This window comes from Brevibacterium permense (genome assembly GCF_013280495.1).
GTDB lineage: Bacteria > Actinomycetota > Actinomycetes > Actinomycetales > Brevibacteriaceae > Brevibacterium > Brevibacterium permense.
Genome location: NZ_JABSSX010000004.1, coordinates 277,691 through 292,587, shown reverse-complemented (window position 1 = coordinate 292,587; position 14,897 = coordinate 277,691). Strand labels below are relative to the sequence as shown.

At 65.6% G+C, this 14,897-nt stretch carries 13 protein-coding genes; 5 read left to right on the top strand and 8 right to left on the bottom strand.

Annotated features, from left to right (window positions below):
* Window positions 1-23 precede the first annotated feature (23 nt).
* From HK353_RS08355 to HK353_RS08345, 3 genes are all read left to right on the top strand, one after another.
* On the top strand, window positions 24-800 hold the full coding sequence (locus HK353_RS08355; protein WP_173155102.1) for a 3-oxoacyl-ACP reductase: 777 nt from the start codon (window positions 24-26) through the stop codon (window positions 798-800).
* 29 nt (window positions 801-829) lie between these two features.
* Entirely contained in the window at window positions 830-1,654 is an 825-nt protein-coding gene (locus tag HK353_RS08350; RefSeq protein ID WP_173155100.1) for a type 1 glutamine amidotransferase, read from the top strand.
* Window positions 1,655-1,740: 86 nt separating this feature from the next.
* On the top strand, window positions 1,741-3,393 hold the full coding sequence (locus tag HK353_RS08345; protein ID WP_173155098.1) for an alanine/glycine:cation symporter family protein: 1,653 nt from the start codon (window positions 1,741-1,743) through the stop codon (window positions 3,391-3,393).
* A gap of 97 nt (window positions 3,394-3,490) precedes the next feature.
* Here the strand turns inward: HK353_RS08345 and HK353_RS08340 are convergent, their stop codons facing one another.
* The 8 genes from HK353_RS08340 to HK353_RS08305 form a co-directional block, all read right to left on the bottom strand.
* Window positions 3,491-4,327, bottom strand: coding sequence for a hypothetical protein (locus HK353_RS08340; protein ID WP_173155097.1), 837 nt, complete (start codon window positions 4,325-4,327; stop codon window positions 3,491-3,493).
* Window positions 4,324-4,872 (bottom strand): DUF6114 domain-containing protein, encoded by a 549-nt coding sequence (locus tag HK353_RS08335; protein WP_173155095.1) that lies wholly within the window; start codon window positions 4,870-4,872, stop codon window positions 4,324-4,326. The genes HK353_RS08340 and HK353_RS08335 overlap by 4 nt, the downstream gene beginning before the upstream one ends.
* A gap of 65 nt (window positions 4,873-4,937) precedes the next feature.
* A complete protein-coding gene (locus HK353_RS08330; protein ID WP_173155093.1) occupies window positions 4,938-5,552 on the bottom strand; it encodes a DUF6230 family protein in 615 nt (204 codons plus the stop codon).
* Between the two features lie 398 nt (window positions 5,553-5,950).
* Window positions 5,951-7,495, bottom strand: a complete 1,545-nt coding sequence (locus tag HK353_RS08325; RefSeq protein ID WP_173155091.1) for an AbgT family transporter — start codon at window positions 7,493-7,495, stop codon at window positions 5,951-5,953.
* A 128-nt stretch (window positions 7,496-7,623) separates the two neighbouring features.
* Window positions 7,624-8,445: a creatininase family protein gene (locus HK353_RS08320; RefSeq protein WP_173155089.1), complete on the bottom strand. Its 822-nt coding sequence runs from the start codon at window positions 8,443-8,445 to the stop codon at window positions 7,624-7,626.
* Window positions 8,442-9,155 carry a FadR/GntR family transcriptional regulator gene (locus tag HK353_RS08315; protein WP_173155087.1) on the bottom strand — a complete coding sequence of 238 codons (714 nt, stop codon included), beginning with the start codon at window positions 9,153-9,155 and terminating at the stop codon, window positions 8,442-8,444. Before HK353_RS08315 ends, HK353_RS08320 begins: the two co-directional genes overlap by 4 nt.
* An 83-nt stretch (window positions 9,156-9,238) precedes the next feature.
* Window positions 9,239-10,273 carry a CE1 family esterase gene (locus HK353_RS08310; protein ID WP_173155085.1) on the bottom strand — a complete coding sequence of 345 codons (1,035 nt, stop codon included), beginning with the start codon at window positions 10,271-10,273 and terminating at the stop codon, window positions 9,239-9,241.
* Window positions 10,274-10,416: 143 nt separating this feature from the next.
* Window positions 10,417-11,076 carry a GntR family transcriptional regulator gene (locus HK353_RS08305; RefSeq protein ID WP_173155083.1) on the bottom strand — a complete coding sequence of 220 codons (660 nt, stop codon included), beginning with the start codon at window positions 11,074-11,076 and terminating at the stop codon, window positions 10,417-10,419.
* Window positions 11,077-11,279: 203 nt separating this feature from the next.
* On the opposite strand from HK353_RS08305, the gene HK353_RS08300 reads away from it, so the two are divergent.
* Window positions 11,280-12,296 (top strand): 1-aminocyclopropane-1-carboxylate deaminase, encoded by a 1,017-nt coding sequence (locus tag HK353_RS08300; protein WP_173155081.1) that lies wholly within the window; start codon window positions 11,280-11,282, stop codon window positions 12,294-12,296.
* A 2-nt stretch (window positions 12,297-12,298) separates the two neighbouring features.
* Complete coding sequence (locus HK353_RS08295) at window positions 12,299-14,722, top strand: transketolase-like TK C-terminal-containing protein (RefSeq protein ID WP_245395866.1); 2,424 nt, start codon at window positions 12,299-12,301, stop codon at window positions 14,720-14,722.
* The last annotated feature ends 175 nt before the right edge of the window (window positions 14,723-14,897 follow it).

Genomic DNA, 14,897 nt, shown 5'->3' with positions numbered 1-14,897 from the left:
TCACCACGATCATCAGGAGAATCATGACCACTGCGGCAAACCGACTCAAGGACAAGATCTGCGTCATCACCGGCGGTGCCTCGGGCATCGGACTCGCCAGTGCCCGCCGTCTGACCGAAGAAGGCGCGAAGGTCGTCATCGGCGACCTCGACGAAGTGCGTGGACCCGAGGTCGCCGACGAGCTCGGCGGACTGTTCGTGCGAGTCAACGTGGCCGATGAGGAGGAGGTGAAGAACCTGTTCGCCCACTCTGTCGAGCACTTCGGACGCGTCGACGTCGCCTTCAACAACGCGGGCATCAACCCGACCGACGACAATTCGATCCTCACCACCGACATCGAGGCTTGGGCGAGGGTGCAGACGGTCAACCTCACCTCCGTCTATCTCTGCAGCAAGTACGCCCTCGAGCACATGGTCAAGCAGGGATCGGGGTCGGTCATCAATACGGCGTCGTTCGTCGCGCTCATGGGAGCGGCGACTTCGCAGATCTCCTACTCGGCGTCGAAAGGCGGAGTTCTGTCGATGAGCCGTGAGCTCGGCGTCCAGTTCGCGAAGGATGGCATCCGCGTCAACGCACTGTGCCCGGGACCGGTGAACACCCCCTTGCTGCGTGAGCTCTTCGCCTCGGACCCCGTGCAGGCGCAGCGCAGGCTTGTCCACTGCCCCGGTGGGCGCTTCGCCGAACCTGAGGAGATCGCTGCCGCCGTGGCCTTCCTCGGCAGCGACGACTCCTCCTTCGTCAACGCCTCGACCTTCACGGTCGACGGAGGCATCTCCTCGGCTTACGTCACCGCCGAATAGAGGCGCACGGAGGGTGAGAAGATGGGGCCATGACTTCCGTGAGAATCCTTGCCATCGAACACGAACGTGGCACCGGACCGCAGAGGTTCGGTGAATGGCTGATCGAAGCCGGCGCCGAGGTGGTCGTGGCCCGTCCGTACCTCGGCGAGGTGATACCGCAGCTCGGTTCGTTCGACGCCCTCATCGTCCTCGGCGGATCCGCAGGGCCCACCGAGGACGATGAGAATCCCTGGTTCCCCGAGGTCAGGGATCTGCTTCGCCGGTCGATCGCGGGGGAGTTCCCTAGCCTCAACATCTGCCTCGGCGGGGAGATGCTTGCCGTGGCAGGCGATGCTCCGATCACCCGGCGGGCGCACCCGCAGATCGGGATCTACGAACTGGGTGTCACTTCGGCTGGGGCATCCGACCCGGTCTTCGGGGCGCTGGCCGGTGGTGGGTCAACCGGTGCTGGGGAGACTGAAGGGGAGTCGCTGCCCTCCGTGCTCTTCCATCAGGAGGAGATGGCGCTGCCGCCCGGAGCCGAACTCCTCATCACCGGTTCCGACGCTCCGGTCCAGGCCTTCCGTCTCGGCGAATTCGCGTGGGGCACCCAGTTCCACCCGGAAACCGATGCCACGCAGATCTCTCGGTGGCTGGACGGCAATGACCTGACCCTGCCGGCCGGCAAGACCCAGGACTCGATCATCGCCGAGGTCGAGGCTCACGATTCCGCACTCGTCGACAATGGGAAGCGGCTGGCTCGGTCGTTCGTCGCATTACTCGAAGGCCGACGTGCGGCCGAGGTGTCCAGACCGGAGGCGCCCTCAATATGTGAGAAGCATGTGAAAAAGGCGCTTTACCTGAGCGAAAGCTGAAAATCAGTCCAACGATTGTTACGTTGATCACGGGTGCCGGTCCCGGACCAATCCTCCGGACGAAACGCAATCTCGCGCCCGCAGATATGACCTCAATAACTGAACATCTCGTCCAGACCGCCGCTGAGCCCGATCTTGCCGCCGCAGGAGTCGACGAGGCCATCGAGTCCTTCCTCGGACCCGCGGCGCAGACCTTCAGCAATATCGTCTTCTTCGAGCTGCAGATCGGCTCGCTCGGGATCCCGCTCATCGTCGTGTGGCTCATGGCCGCGGCCGTCTTCCTCACCTTCTACCTCCGCTTCCAGCCGATCACCGGACTCCGCTACTCCGTCGGCATCATCCGCGGCCGCTTCACCCGCAAGACCGACCCGGGCCAGGTCTCGAGCTTCCAAGCGCTCGCCACCGAACTCTCCGGCACCGTCGGGCTGGGCAATATCGCGGGCGTGGCCGTGGCGATCACCATCGGCGGCCCCGGTGCCGCCCTGTGGATCATCATCTTCGGCTTCTTCGCCATGACCGTGAAGATGGCCGAGGCGACCCTCGGCGTGAAATACCGGCAGATCAACGAAGACGGCACCGTCTCCGGCGGTCCCATGTACTACCTGCGGGCCGGGCTGGCCGAGATCGGACGGCCCAAGCTCGGGAAGTTCCTCGCCGGGTTCTATGCACTCACTGCCGTGCTCGGCGTCATCGGCGCCGGCAACCTGTTCCAGGCGAACCAGGCGGCCGCGATCATCGTTCAGGCCACCGGCAGCCAGGACAGCTTCTTCGCCGACAAACTCTGGCTCATCGGCGCGATCATCGCTGCCCTCACCGCCCTGGTCATCCTCGGTGGGATCAAGAAGATCGGACAGTGGACGTCGAGGCTGACACCGCTCATGGCGATCCTCTACTTCTTCTCGATCATCGTCATCCTCATCCTCAACGCCGGGCAGATCCCACACGCCTTCGCGCTCATGTTCACCGGAGCTTTCAGCCCCAGCGGAATCGCCGGAGGTGCCGTGGGCGTGGCGATCGTCGGCATCCAGCGCGCGCTGTTCTCCAACGCCGCCGGAATCGGATCGGCAGGCATGGCCCATGCCGCATCGAAGACGACGAAGCCGGCAACGGAAGGATTCGTGGCGATGTGGGAGCCCCTCATCGACTCCGTCATCATCTGCACCCTGACCTCGCTGGCGATCATCACCACCGGTCTCTACGCCGAGAGCACCGAGGACGGCATCGGCCTGACTGCGCAGGCGTTCGCCTCAGTGTCGGGCTGGTTCCCGATCCTGCTCACGATCGCGGTGGTGCTCTTCGCCTTCTCGACGATCCTCGCCTACGGATACTACGGCCAGCAGGCGCTGGGGTACCTGACGAAGAACTCGAAGGTCGCAGACAAGGCCTACCAGGTGTTCTGGATCCTCGCCGTCATCGTCGGCGCCTCGATGTCGCTGGATTCGGTCATCGCCTTCTCCGATGCGATCTTCTTCCTCATGGCCTTCCCGAACCTGCTCGGCATCTACTTCCTGGCCCGCATCCTCCGCCTCGAGATCCTGCGTCTGCGCACGAAGATCGATGTCGGCGTCATGCGGGAGATCAGCCCCGTCGAACTCCAGGTCGGAATGGGCGACCACGAGCCCACCCCGGAGCAGATCAGGGCCGCCGAGGCTGGGCGCAAACGCAAACGCGACAAGCTGCGCGAAGTCCGCGACACCCTCCGTCGGAAGAAGCGGGCACGCGAGAAGGCCGCGGACTGAGTCCGCGGCCTTCGGGCCTGGCCTTTCTGGGCTGAGCCCGGCCCCGTCGGGTGGTTCCTCTTCATGGTGAGGGAGGAGCCGCCTCGGAGAGGGAGGATCAGTCTTCGACTTCCTTGAGCTTCTGATCGGTGTTCGAGTAGGCGATCGAATCGGCGGTGGATCCGACGAGCCCCATCGTCACGCGCAGCAGTCCGGGCTCGACCTCGTCCATGGGCGGAGGGGTCTCCGGCCCGATGGTCAGCGACTTTCCGTCCTTCGTCGTGGCGGTGATCGAACCGATGTAGGTAGTGACATCGCCACTGAGCGTCATCGTGTCGGCCTTCGTCACCAGCCCTTCGTGCTCCTTGGGGGGCCGAACCGTGAGTGAGAAGCCGGTGATCTTGATCTCATCGGCTCGGATCTTCAGCACCACGATGCTGCCGTCGTCGGCGGTGGGCACCGAGACGAAGGAGATGCTCTTCAGCCCTTTGAACGAAAGGCCCTCTGAGCCCATTGCGGCCGGAGTCTTCGTGAAGATCGGCGCGTTCTCATCCATCTGTGCGTCGGACGGGAACTCGCCGTTGCCCTCTTCCTCCGAATCCTCGTCCTCGGTCGGATCATCGCTGGGCTCATCGAGGCCCAGACCGCCCGGATCGGTGGGTTCTTCGGAAGGTTCTTCCGTCGGCTCATCGCTCGGTTCGTCCGTGGGGCCCGGTGCGGGCTCCGTGGGATCCGAGGTCGGTGGATCACTGGGCTTCACCGGCATTCCGGGCGACACATCGTCCGCAGGTGCGCGGTCCTTGGATTTGGTGGAATCATCGTCATCGCATGTGCCCACAAGTGAGCACAGCGGTGACGACTGGGCGGCTGCCACCGATCCCGCCCCGAGAGTCGTCGGGAGGATCAGGACAGCCGCCGCCAGGATCGAGGCCGTGCGGCGGCTGGGTACCCTCATGCAGTCTCCCCCTCAGCGGCTTCGGACTCCTTCGATCCGCGCGGTCCCATCCACGCGACCACGAGGATCGCTCCGATGGTGGACAGCAGCATTCCGATGATGAACCCGCCGAGGTTCACTCCGATGAGTGAATAGACCGCGAGGACGAGGCAGATGATCCCGTAGAACAGATGGTGCGTCGGTCGGAAGATCGACAGCAGAGCGAGGGCGACGATGGCGATCGGGACGACAGTCGCCTGGAGTCCCTCGATGCCGAACTGGATCTGCATGTTGCCGAGGTCGAGCTGTCCGGAGAAGAACAGTTCGATTCCTCCGAGGACTGCCAGCACGCCCCCGATGAAGGGACGCTGCCGACGCCAGTGTCTGAAGCCCCGGCGTTTCTCGGCGCCTTCGGTCATCTCGGCCCCCTCGCTGCTGTCAGCGTCCCTCGCCTCCGGCGTGGGGACGGCGAATTCTGCCGTCTCGACGCCGGATTCGGAATGGTCGCTCCGCTCATCGGCACGTCGACTCCGCCGGGACAGCGCAAGCAGGCTCGTCTTCTGCACGGTGTCCTCCTGTTCGGCGGCCCCCCGTTCATCGGCTGGTTGCCCGTTGGCTGCTGAGTCCCTCATCAGCCGCACGTCTCAGATCCGTCGGTGAGCTTCAGCGACATGTCCTTGAGGGTGAAGACCGAAGCCGTGGTCGACCAGGAGTCCTGCTTGAGGTCCTTGATGTTGATGGTGTCGGCGTCCTGGGAGAAGTCGCCCTTGCTTCCCTTGGCCTTCGTGTTGACATCGGAGGCGTCGACGCCGATGCGGATGTTCTTGAACTCCGCATCGCCCTCGAGTCCGGTCATGCCGATCTGCAGGTCCTTCGCCGAAACGGGGGTGCCCTTGCCGCCGGCCTTGATGAGGATGCCGACCTTGCCCAGAGGCGTCTCCTGGACGGCCGACTGGCAGAGGTTCTCCAGCGTCGCGTCCTTGATGTTCGCGGTGACGACGGCGTGCTCGCCGCCCTCGGCGTCCTTCGCGACACCGCTGTACTGGGAGAAGCCGGTTCCCTCGAGCTGCGACGAGGTGATCTTGAACTGAGTGCCGGAGACGGCGAACGAGACCGGGACAGCGCCTTGTGCCACTCCGCCCATGAGCATGGCCGAGACGACGCCGGTGGGAATCGCGACCATGGCGATGCGACCGGCGTGAGATGAGACGAGCCTGCGGATGAGGCTGGGGTTGCGGAACTTCATTGATCCTCCTTGACCACCGACAGCACAGTCGGCATCAGCGTGTGATGTAAGTTACTACGGGGTGTTACCCGACAGTATCGCGGGTGAAGTTTGAGCGTCAACGCCTTTTGTGGGCGGCGCGCTCCCGGGGCAGCGTCCAGGCGGTCGTGCGGGCCGGTCAAAGGCGGCCCGGTCTGCACCTGAGGATCATCATCCTTGCAGGTCAGGTTGCGTGCTCGGAACGGTCTTCCGTGTGAACTCAATCACTTCAAGCGCCCCGGCAGATCTGTCTCAGGCGGCGGAATCCTCGTGAGAGGCGTACGTGAACAAAACTTTCAAAACTCTTCGGCGAGAGCCGCACGCAGGGCGATGATCCGCGAAGTCCGGGCGCTTGCGCGCCGGATCGCAGGCGGATGCGGTCAGCGCACCGGGGCGTCGGGCCCGAGAGGAATGCCCAGGCCCCACCACAGGAAGAAGAGCAGACTCCAGCTGATCGTCATGCATACGGCCAAGGGCAGGGTGTGCGAGGCGAGCGTGCCGATGCCGGCACTCTTCTGATACTTCTGCATGAAGCCGAGCGCGAGGATGAAGTACGGGCTCATCGGGGTGATCGCCGTCGAACCCGAGTCGGCGATGCGGAAGATCGCCTGCGAGGTCTCCGGCGGAACCTCCAGCAGCATGAGCAGCGGCACGATGACCGGGGCCATGATCGCCCACATCGCCGAGCCGGAGGTGATGAGCACGTTCACGACGGAGAGCACGAGCAGGACGAGGATGAACACCACCCACGTCGGCAGGCCGAGACCGGTGAAGAGTTCGGACACGGAGACCGAGACGAGCATGCCGATGTTCGTCCACTCGAAGTACTCGAGGAACTGGGCGATGGCGAAGAAGAGGACGAGGACCCCGGAGATCGAGGCGAGCCCCTGACCCATGAGCTTCGGGACGTCCGACCAGGTCTCGATCGTGCCCTCGCGGAAGCCGTACACGATGCCGCCGATGCCGAAGAGCATGGCGATGAGGAAGGCGATTCCGGTGAGGAACGGCGACTCGCCGAAGGGTCCTTCGCCGCGCAGGGGCGCACCGTCTGGGACGACGAGGACGACGATGGCGATGACCGCGGCGATGACGGCGAACATGGACCATTTGAGAGCCGAGCGTTCCTTGTCGGAGATGACGAGATCCTCGTGTTCGGCATCCTCGTCGGCCTCGAGGTTGTCGCGCTTCATGAGAACGAGCTCGGTGACGATCGTGATGACGATGGCCAGCAGGATGGAGCTGGCGATGTTGAAGTACCAGTTGCCGATCGGAGTGACGATGTAGTCGGGGTCGATGATGTTCGCTGCGGCAGTCGTGATGCCCGCGAAGATCGCATCGTTGGGCGTCGGGATCGGGCTGGCATCGTAGCCGGAGGCAATCGAGGTGTAGGCGACGATGACGCCGAGAACGGGGGAGCGGCCCACGGCCTTGAACACCATTCCGCCGAGCGGGACGAGGATGACATAGGCCGCCGCCGAGGCGACGTGGGAGACCGTGCCCATGAACGCGACCGTGAAGACGATGAGTCCGGCCGGGACGCGGGCGATCGAGACCTTCATCGCCGTCGACAGCAGGCCCGTGCGCTCGGCCAGCGCCACGCCCATGATGACGACCATGATCGTGATGAGCGGGGGGAAGGTCTCGTAGGCGTCGAGTGCGGTGCTCACGGCCATGGCGATGCCGTCGCCGCTGAGGAGGCTGTTCACCGGGGTCCAGTCCCCGGTGCCGGGATCCTCGACTCCCGCGCCGGCGAGGGATAGGACGAGGCTGAATACGGCGAGGATCGCCGCGAGGATCCAGAACAGCCAGAAGGGGTTCGGCAGTTTGTTGCCGACGACTTCGATGACGTTGAGGGCGCGGATGACCAGCGGCAGCTTCTCCTGCTCGTCGGTCTGCACGGTATCGGTGGTCTGGGTCGGTTTCATTGTGAGCTCCTGAGAGTCCAGGCGGAGTTTTCGGGCAGGATTCGCCAGGGCCCATGAACTCCATCGGTCGAATTGTCGCGGGAAAGGCTGAGTGTGCGGTGAGGCGGAAGGTCAGTGCGAAGCGGGTGTCACAGTCTCTGCAGCTCCTGACAGTAGGCGACGAGTCGGTCGACGACCTCGCCGAGGATGTCCTCCCCGGCCGCGGCCGTGGCGGTCCGAGGATCGCCGAGGACGCCGTTGTCGGAGTAGCGGTCGAACGTCACCGCTGTTGACGGTGATTTCGTTCGCGAGAGCCGGGCGCGCGGGTCGAGATCGTCGAGCCGGGTGGCGCCGGGGTTGAGGTGGCCTGAGTCGACGAGGGATTCGTCGATGGCGAGCATCTGCGAGGTCTCGGACTCTCCGCAGTGGCCGCTGACCTCGGTGCGTGGCAGCTGGGCAGTCGCCTCGGTGGCCAAGGCGGAGACCGGAGCATAGGCGAAGACGAAGTCCGGATGGGTGGCGAGCAGGGACTGCTGGATCACGCCGAGCGCGGCGAGGTTGCCGCCGTGGCCGGTGATGACGAGGAGCCTGTCGAATCCGGCATCGGCGAGCTGGCGCACGATCGAGGAGACGAGGTCGATGAACAGCTGCGGGCCGATGTTAATCGTGCCGGGTAGGAAGCGGTGATGCGGGGAGACGCCGTAGTCGATGCTCGGCAGGACGAAGGCTCTGGCCGCCCGAACCTGATCGCGGTTGGCGCTGTCGCGGAGCCGGTCGACGACGGCGCGGGCGACGTGGGCGGCTCGGATGTTGTCGGTGCCCAGAGGCAGGCCGTCACCGTGCTGTTCACAGGCGCCGACGGGAAGGACGAGCAAGCTGTTTCGGTCCTTCGCGAGTTCGACCTCCAATGAAGTGAGTTCGGCGTAGTCGCGGATATGCGGGCGGATCTCGGAGATCGTCGGGCGGCTCATCGCTGGGATCCTTCGATGATGGCGGCGTCACCGGTCTGGTCTGTATCGTCCGCCCAGTCGGCGAGGACAGCGGCCTTGATCGCCTCGAGGTGCTTGCGGGTGCGGTGGGCGGCTTCGAAGCCGTCACCGCGGCGGATCGCATCGAGGATGTCCGCGTGTTCGTCGTGGTCGCGCAGTCGGTCGTAGCTCGTGCGCGCCGCCTGCTGGGTTCGCGAATTGATGGCCAACAGGGACACGAGCATCTCGTGCAGAGCGCGGTTGCCCGAAGCGCGAGCGAGTTCGACGTGGAAGTGACCGGCCGGGACCGCGGTCTCGACCTGGAGGGCATTGTCGAGCGCGGATTCCATGGAGGCTACGGCGTCGGGTGCCTGAGCAGCCGCGGCGAGCCCGGCGATGCCGGGCTCGATCGCGATGCGGGCGTCGAGGAGTTCGATGGCCGCCGCGAGGTCGACGGGCACATAGTGCGGGTTGTCGAGGATGCGGCGGTTGATCGCTTCGCGGACATAGGTGCCCGAACCGTGCTTGAGCTCGACCGAACCCGTGGCCTCGAGCCGGCGCAGGGCCTCCCGGACGGTGGGCACGGTGACCTCGAAGCGTGCGGCGAGGACCTTCGCCGAGGGCAGGGTCTGCCCGGGCTGCAGGTTCTCGGAGCGGATGGTGTCGACGATTTCGCGAGTGAGGCGTTCAACGAGTCCGACGGTGGACGTCATGGTGCTCTCCTTCAAGTGTTTAAGTCATCTAATCACTTTGAGTGACGTGTGTCAACGGTCACTCTTGGGGCGGATCCAGTTGGTCACTTCTGGGCGGGCCCCTGCGTTGCTCCCGGGTGGCTGCGGAAGAAGTCCCAGACCGTGTTCGTGGCCGAGAAGTCCTTCGTGACGTATCCGCCGCCGCTGTAAACGACCTCACCGGGCCAGACGTGGCCGCCGTCGGCGACGGAGTAGAACTCGACGGAGGCGTCGCATCGCGTCCACTGGGTGCGCACAACGCCTTCGGCCTTGCGTCCGACCTGGCGTTCTTTCGTTCTCGCGCAGCCCGAGGCCTCCGCCCACGGCTGGATCCACTGGCGGACTCCCGGGTAGTCCTCGCCCTGGCGGTGGCCGCCCTCGTAGTGCATCGTGGCGTCCCCGGTGCCGTGGATCGCGAGCATCGGCGTGGGTGTCGAGTAATCGCAGCCCTCTGTCGACTGCGGATAGTAGGCGCCGGCGACGGGAGCGAACGCGGAGAAGCGATCGCGCAGGTGACAAGCGAGGACGGAGACCATGCCGCCGCCGTTCGACTTGCCGGTGGCATAGACCCGATTGAGGTCGATGCAGTGCTCGGATTCGATCGAATCGAGCAGCTCGGCGACGAACGCGACGTCATCGGCACCGCTGGCGTAAGGAGCACCCTGCCAGGAACGTTTGCCGTCGCCTTCGTCGTCTTCGTCTCCGTCGGGGAAGACGGTGATCGCGGGCAGGGTCGGCAGCCCCGTGTAGTTCTGGAATTCGGCACCGTCGGACCCGTTGCCGTGGAACCCGAGGACGAGCGGCAGGGGAGTGTCAAGCTCGTAGTCGCGCGGGATGTTGATGCGGTAGCTGCGCTCGCCGTCTTCCGTCGATATCGCCTTCTCATCATTGCCGGGCTTCTGCTCGGTGCCGCAGCCGGCCGACGGGGCGGCCGGTATCGTCGATGCCTTCTTGCCGGTGGTGTGGGCGGCGTCAGAATGCGCGGGTGCGGTCTGTGCGGTGGCGGCCATTCCTGGGGTCGCAACTGTGCCCGTCAGCAGAGCAGCGCTCGCGGCGGTCGCGAGCAGAGCGGTAGTGATGCGTTTCGTCGTCGATGACATCGTCAGTCCTTTGATCGTCGGTGATCGTGGTGAGGACTCTAGCACAGGTCATCAGATGACTAAATGAGTCGGCTATGACGATAGTGTCGTCGAGGAGGTAGTGGTGTTGCCGATCCGGAATCCGCAGTCGGAAGGTGTCCGACTCAGGCCGTCTGCGGCGAATCCCCTTCGATGGTCGACCAGTTCGCCTTTGTCAGTGCGACGGCATGCGCATGCTCACCGGCACGGACGGCGGCGATGATCTTGGTGTGCTGCTCCGGTGAGGCTGATCCCTTCACCGATTCGAAGTGCAGAAACTCCGCGCGGCGCAGAGTGGCGGTGACGACCTCGAGGTGATCAGGAATGAGGGGATTGCCGGATCGAGTGAGGGCCACCTCGTGGAAGTCGTCGTCGGCCGCAATCGCCGCCTCGGCATCGCCGGCCGCGAGGGCCGCACTCAATCGGCCATTCGCCTGCTCCATCTCACCCAGCGCCGTCTCGTCGAGGGCGGGGAAGGCGAGGTCGATCGCCAGGCCGTGGAGTTCTGCGGCGATCTGCCGGGCCGCGAGGATGCGCTCCGGATCCTCAGGGGCCACGCGCGTCATCCGGCCCGGCTCCGCCACGACGAGCCCGGCCTGCGCCAAACGTTGGAGCGCCTCGCGCACGGGAGTTCTGGACACTTGGAGCCAGGCGCCGAGCTCCTGATCGCGCAGCTGTTCCCCCGGGGCGAGCTGGCCGCGGACGATGGCGTCGCGGATCGACCGATAGACGTCATCGCGCAGCAGGCTGCGCTGCGGGGCGGGGGAATTCGTGGGGATCGGCACGCTCGGTCACCTTGTCTCTGAGTGGGTGGTCTCGTCCCGCGGGATGGGACTCGAACTCTGACCCATTGTAACGATCAGCAGAATGCAATATATTGCATATCACTGGATGCGATCCAGAACACATCGCGCGGGATGCGATCCAGAACACATCGCGCGAGAGAGCGAACGCCCCGAAGCGAACGCTTCAGAGAACAGAGGACATCATGGCCATCACTGACTTCGAACGCTACCCACTCACTTTCGGGCCGAGCCCCGTGCACGAGCTCCCGCGACTGAGCGACCACCTCGGCGGGGCCCTTGTCTGGGCCAAACGGGAGGACGTCAACTCAGGACTCGCCTTCGGCGGCAACAAGACCCGCAAGCTCGAGTACATCGTTCCCGACGTCCTCGCCTCGGGCGCGGACACGCTCGTGTCCATCGGCGGCTACCAGTCCAACCACACCCGCCAGGTCGCCGCGGTCGCCGCCCACCTGGGACTGAAGGCGCGCCTCGTGCAGGAACGCTGGGTCGACTGGGAGGACCCGGTCAACGACAAGGTCGGCAATATCGAGCTCTCGCGCATCATGGGAGCCGACGTCCGCCTCGACTCGGCCGGATTCGACATCGGCATCCGCTCGAGCTGGGAGAACGCCCTGGCCGAGGTCGAAGAATCAGGCGGCAAGCCCTACCCGATCCCGGCCGGCGCCTCCGAGCACAAGTTCGGCGGACTCGGCTTCGCGAACTGGGCCTATGAGGTCGCAGAACAGGAGAAGGAGCTCGGCGTCTTCTTCGACACCATCGTCGTGTGCACCGTGACCGGCTCGACGCACGCCGGAATGATCGCCGGCTTCGCCGCCCTCGAAGCCGCCGGCGGACCGAAGCGCAAGGTCATCGGCATCGATGCCTCGGCCACGATCGAGAAGACCCGTGACCAGGTGAAGAGGATCGCGAACACCACTGCCGAACTCATCGGTCTCGGGCGTGAGATCACCGACGACGACGTCGATATCCGCATCGGCTGGGAAGGCCCGGCCTACGGCATCCCCGACGAGACGACCGTGAACGCGATCCGCACCACCGCCCAGCTGGAAGGCGTCATCCTCGACCCCGTCTACGAAGGCAAGTCGATGGCCGGGCTCCTCGACCTCGTTGCTGATGGCACGATCGGTAAGGATTCCACCGTTCTCTACGCCCACCTCGGCGGACAGCTCGCACTCAACGCCTACTCCTCGATCTTCTGACGATGAGCACCGCACAGGAACCGAGCGCTCAGGACATGGACCGCCACCAATTCGAGACCTCCTTGCAGGTCAGCCCGCCCGGGACGAACGACCGTCCGTTGCGGGCTTCGACCTCGGGAGACGATGAGATCCTCGACGAGATCGCCCAGCGGGTGCTGTGGCTGGCGACCTCGATCATCGACCGTGCCAACCGCGGCCGGATCAACCCGGACGGGGTCAAGGTCGGCGGCCACCAGTCGTCGTCGGCCTCGATGACCGGGATCATGACGGCGCTGTGGTTCACCCGCCTGCGCGCCATCGATCGCGTCTCGGTCAAACCGCATGCCTCTCCCGTCCTCCACGCGATCAACTATCTGCTCGGAGACCTCGGCGAGGAATTCCTCGACACCCTGCGCAGTCGCGGGGGACTCCAGCCCTACCCGTCGCGGACGAAGGACCCGGACACGGTGGACTTCTCCACCGGTTCCGTGGGCATCGGCGCGACCGCTCCCATCTGGGCGGCCCTGTCCCACCGCTACGTCTCCGACCGGTTCCCCGAGACTCCGGAAGCCGGACGGTTCTACTCCCTGCTCGGCGACGCGGAGATGGACGAAGGGGCGGTATGGGAGGCGATCATCGATCCGGAGGTGCGCAGCCTCGGCGAGATCGTATGGATCGTCGATCTCAACCGTCAGTCGCTCGACCGGGTCATTCCCGATGTCCAGATCCGCCGTTTGCAGGGCATGTTCGATGCCGCCGGGTGGCAGGTGCTCACCTGCCCGTGGGGTCGCCGACTCGAAGCCGTGTTCGCGGCCCCCGGCGGTGAGGCGCTCAAGAATCGGCTCGTGCAGATGCCCAACCCCGAATACCAGCGGCTGCTGCGCGCCCATCCGTCCGAGATCCACGACCGGCTGCTCGCGGGTCTCACCGACACCGAGGCGGCCGCCCTGTCCGCGGCCATCGACGGCTTCGACGCGGACGGTCTCGCTTCCCTCATCCGTGACCTCGGCGGACATGACCTCGGCCAACTCGTGTCGACGTTCGACGCCATCGACGACAACCGGCCGACGGTCGTCTTCGCCTACACGATCAAGGGCAAGGGGCTGGCCACGGAGGGCCATCCCGGCAACCATGCCGCGCAGCTGACCGAAGCGCAGATGCGCGAGCTCGCGGCCGCCTCGGGGATGGACCTCGATGACCCATGGGTCGCCTTCGCTCCGGACACCCCGGCCGGCCGGTTCTGTGCCGAAACCGCGCAGCGGCTGCGACGAGAGCCGGAGACCGGCCATGCCGTGGCCGAGGTGCCGGCCGAACTGGGCTTCACCCCGCGACCGCAGATCTCCACGCAGGCGGCGCTGGGCCGGTTCCTCTCCGATCTCAAGCACGTCGCCCCCGAGGTGGCTCAGCGGGTCGTGACCCTGTCACCGGACGTCGCGACGTCGACGAACCTCGGCGGATGGATCAACAAGACCGGAATCTGGTCGCCGGCGGGCCGGCATGACTGGTTCTCCGATGACCGGGAACGGGTGCTGCGCTGGCAGGAGGGCACGAGCGGACAGCACATCGAACTCGGCATCGCCGAGGTCAATCTCGTCTCCTTGGCCGGAGAGCTCGGGTCCACCGGGCAGCGCTGGGGACAGCCGCTGCTGCCGATCGCCACGATCTACGATCCCTTCATCAACCGGGCCCTGGAACCCTGGACCTTCAGCCTCTACGCGGGTGGGCGTTCGATCATGGTCGGCACGCCCTCGGGTGTGTCGCTCGCGCCGGAAGGTGGGGCGCACCAGTCGTTCAACACACCCTCGGTGACTCTGGAGATCCCGGGCCTGACGAGCTGGGAGCCGGCCTTCGCCCAGGACCTCGAGTGGACCCTGCTCGAAGCGCTGCGCGAACTCGCCGACCCGGACGGCGACTCCGCCTACTTCCGACTGACGACGCGGCCCGTGGCCCAGGAGCTCGCGAGCGTGCCCGAGGATCCGCTGCTGCGGGAACGCCGCCGTGACCAGGTCATCGCCGGCGGCTACCGGCTTTCGGCCAGACCGGCCGCCGAGGACGAGGTCACCCTCGTCGGTGCTGGGGCCATCATGACCGAGGTGATCGAAGCGGCGGCCCGGCTGGAATCCCTGGGCGTGCGGGCCGGAATCGTCTGCCTCAGCTCACCGTCGAAGGTGTTCCGGTCGGTGCAGGATCGGTCTCAGGTCCGTTCGAGTGTCCGCTCGGCCATCGCCGACGAACTCTTTCCCGCAGAGCATCCGGCACCGCTGGTCACCGTCCTCGACGGGCACCCGCACACTCTCGCGTTCCTCTCTGGAGTGCGCGGGGACCGCACACGGAACCTCGGCGTCACCGACTTCGGTCAGGCCTCCTCGGTGGGGGAGGCCCACGAGATCCACGGGATCGACACGGACTCCATCGTGCGCGCCGGACTCGACCTCGTGGGGCGGTGAGTTCCCGCCGCGTGGTGAACCGTTTCGGTCCTCTGGTTCGATGAACTGGGGCCGGGGCGGACCCCTCGCCGAGGTGGGTGGTCCCCGATCGAGGCCAGTATTCCCTCGCTGCGAGCGCGGTTCGAATTTCGTCGTGAACGATTCGGAATCCGCATCGCCTCGGCGAGGGGATCGC

Excerpts from the sequence above, each read along its gene's own strand:
- HK353_RS08355 (WP_173155102.1), top strand. The coding sequence starts at position 24 with ATGACCACTGCGGCAAACCGACTCAAGGACAAGATCTGCGTCATCACC.
- HK353_RS08350 (WP_173155100.1), top strand. The coding sequence starts at position 830 with ATGACTTCCGTGAGAATCCTTGCCATCGAACACGAACGTGGCACCGGA.
- HK353_RS08345 (WP_173155098.1), top strand. The coding sequence starts at position 1,741 with ATGACCTCAATAACTGAACATCTCGTCCAGACCGCCGCTGAGCCCGAT.
- HK353_RS08340 (WP_173155097.1), bottom strand. The coding sequence starts at position 4,327 with ATGAGGGTACCCAGCCGCCGCACGGCCTCGATCCTGGCGGCGGCTGTC.
- HK353_RS08330 (WP_173155093.1), bottom strand. The coding sequence starts at position 5,552 with ATGAAGTTCCGCAACCCCAGCCTCATCCGCAGGCTCGTCTCATCTCAC.
- HK353_RS08325 (WP_173155091.1), bottom strand. The coding sequence starts at position 7,495 with ATGAAACCGACCCAGACCACCGATACCGTGCAGACCGACGAGCAGGAG.
- HK353_RS08320 (WP_173155089.1), bottom strand. The coding sequence starts at position 8,445 with ATGAGCCGCCCGACGATCTCCGAGATCCGCCCGCATATCCGCGACTAC.
- HK353_RS08315 (WP_173155087.1), bottom strand. The coding sequence starts at position 9,155 with ATGACGTCCACCGTCGGACTCGTTGAACGCCTCACTCGCGAAATCGTC.
- HK353_RS08310 (WP_173155085.1), bottom strand. The coding sequence starts at position 10,273 with ATGTCATCGACGACGAAACGCATCACTACCGCTCTGCTCGCGACCGCC.
- HK353_RS08300 (WP_173155081.1), top strand. The coding sequence starts at position 11,280 with ATGGCCATCACTGACTTCGAACGCTACCCACTCACTTTCGGGCCGAGC.
- HK353_RS08295 (WP_245395866.1), top strand. The coding sequence starts at position 12,299 with ATGAGCACCGCACAGGAACCGAGCGCTCAGGACATGGACCGCCACCAA.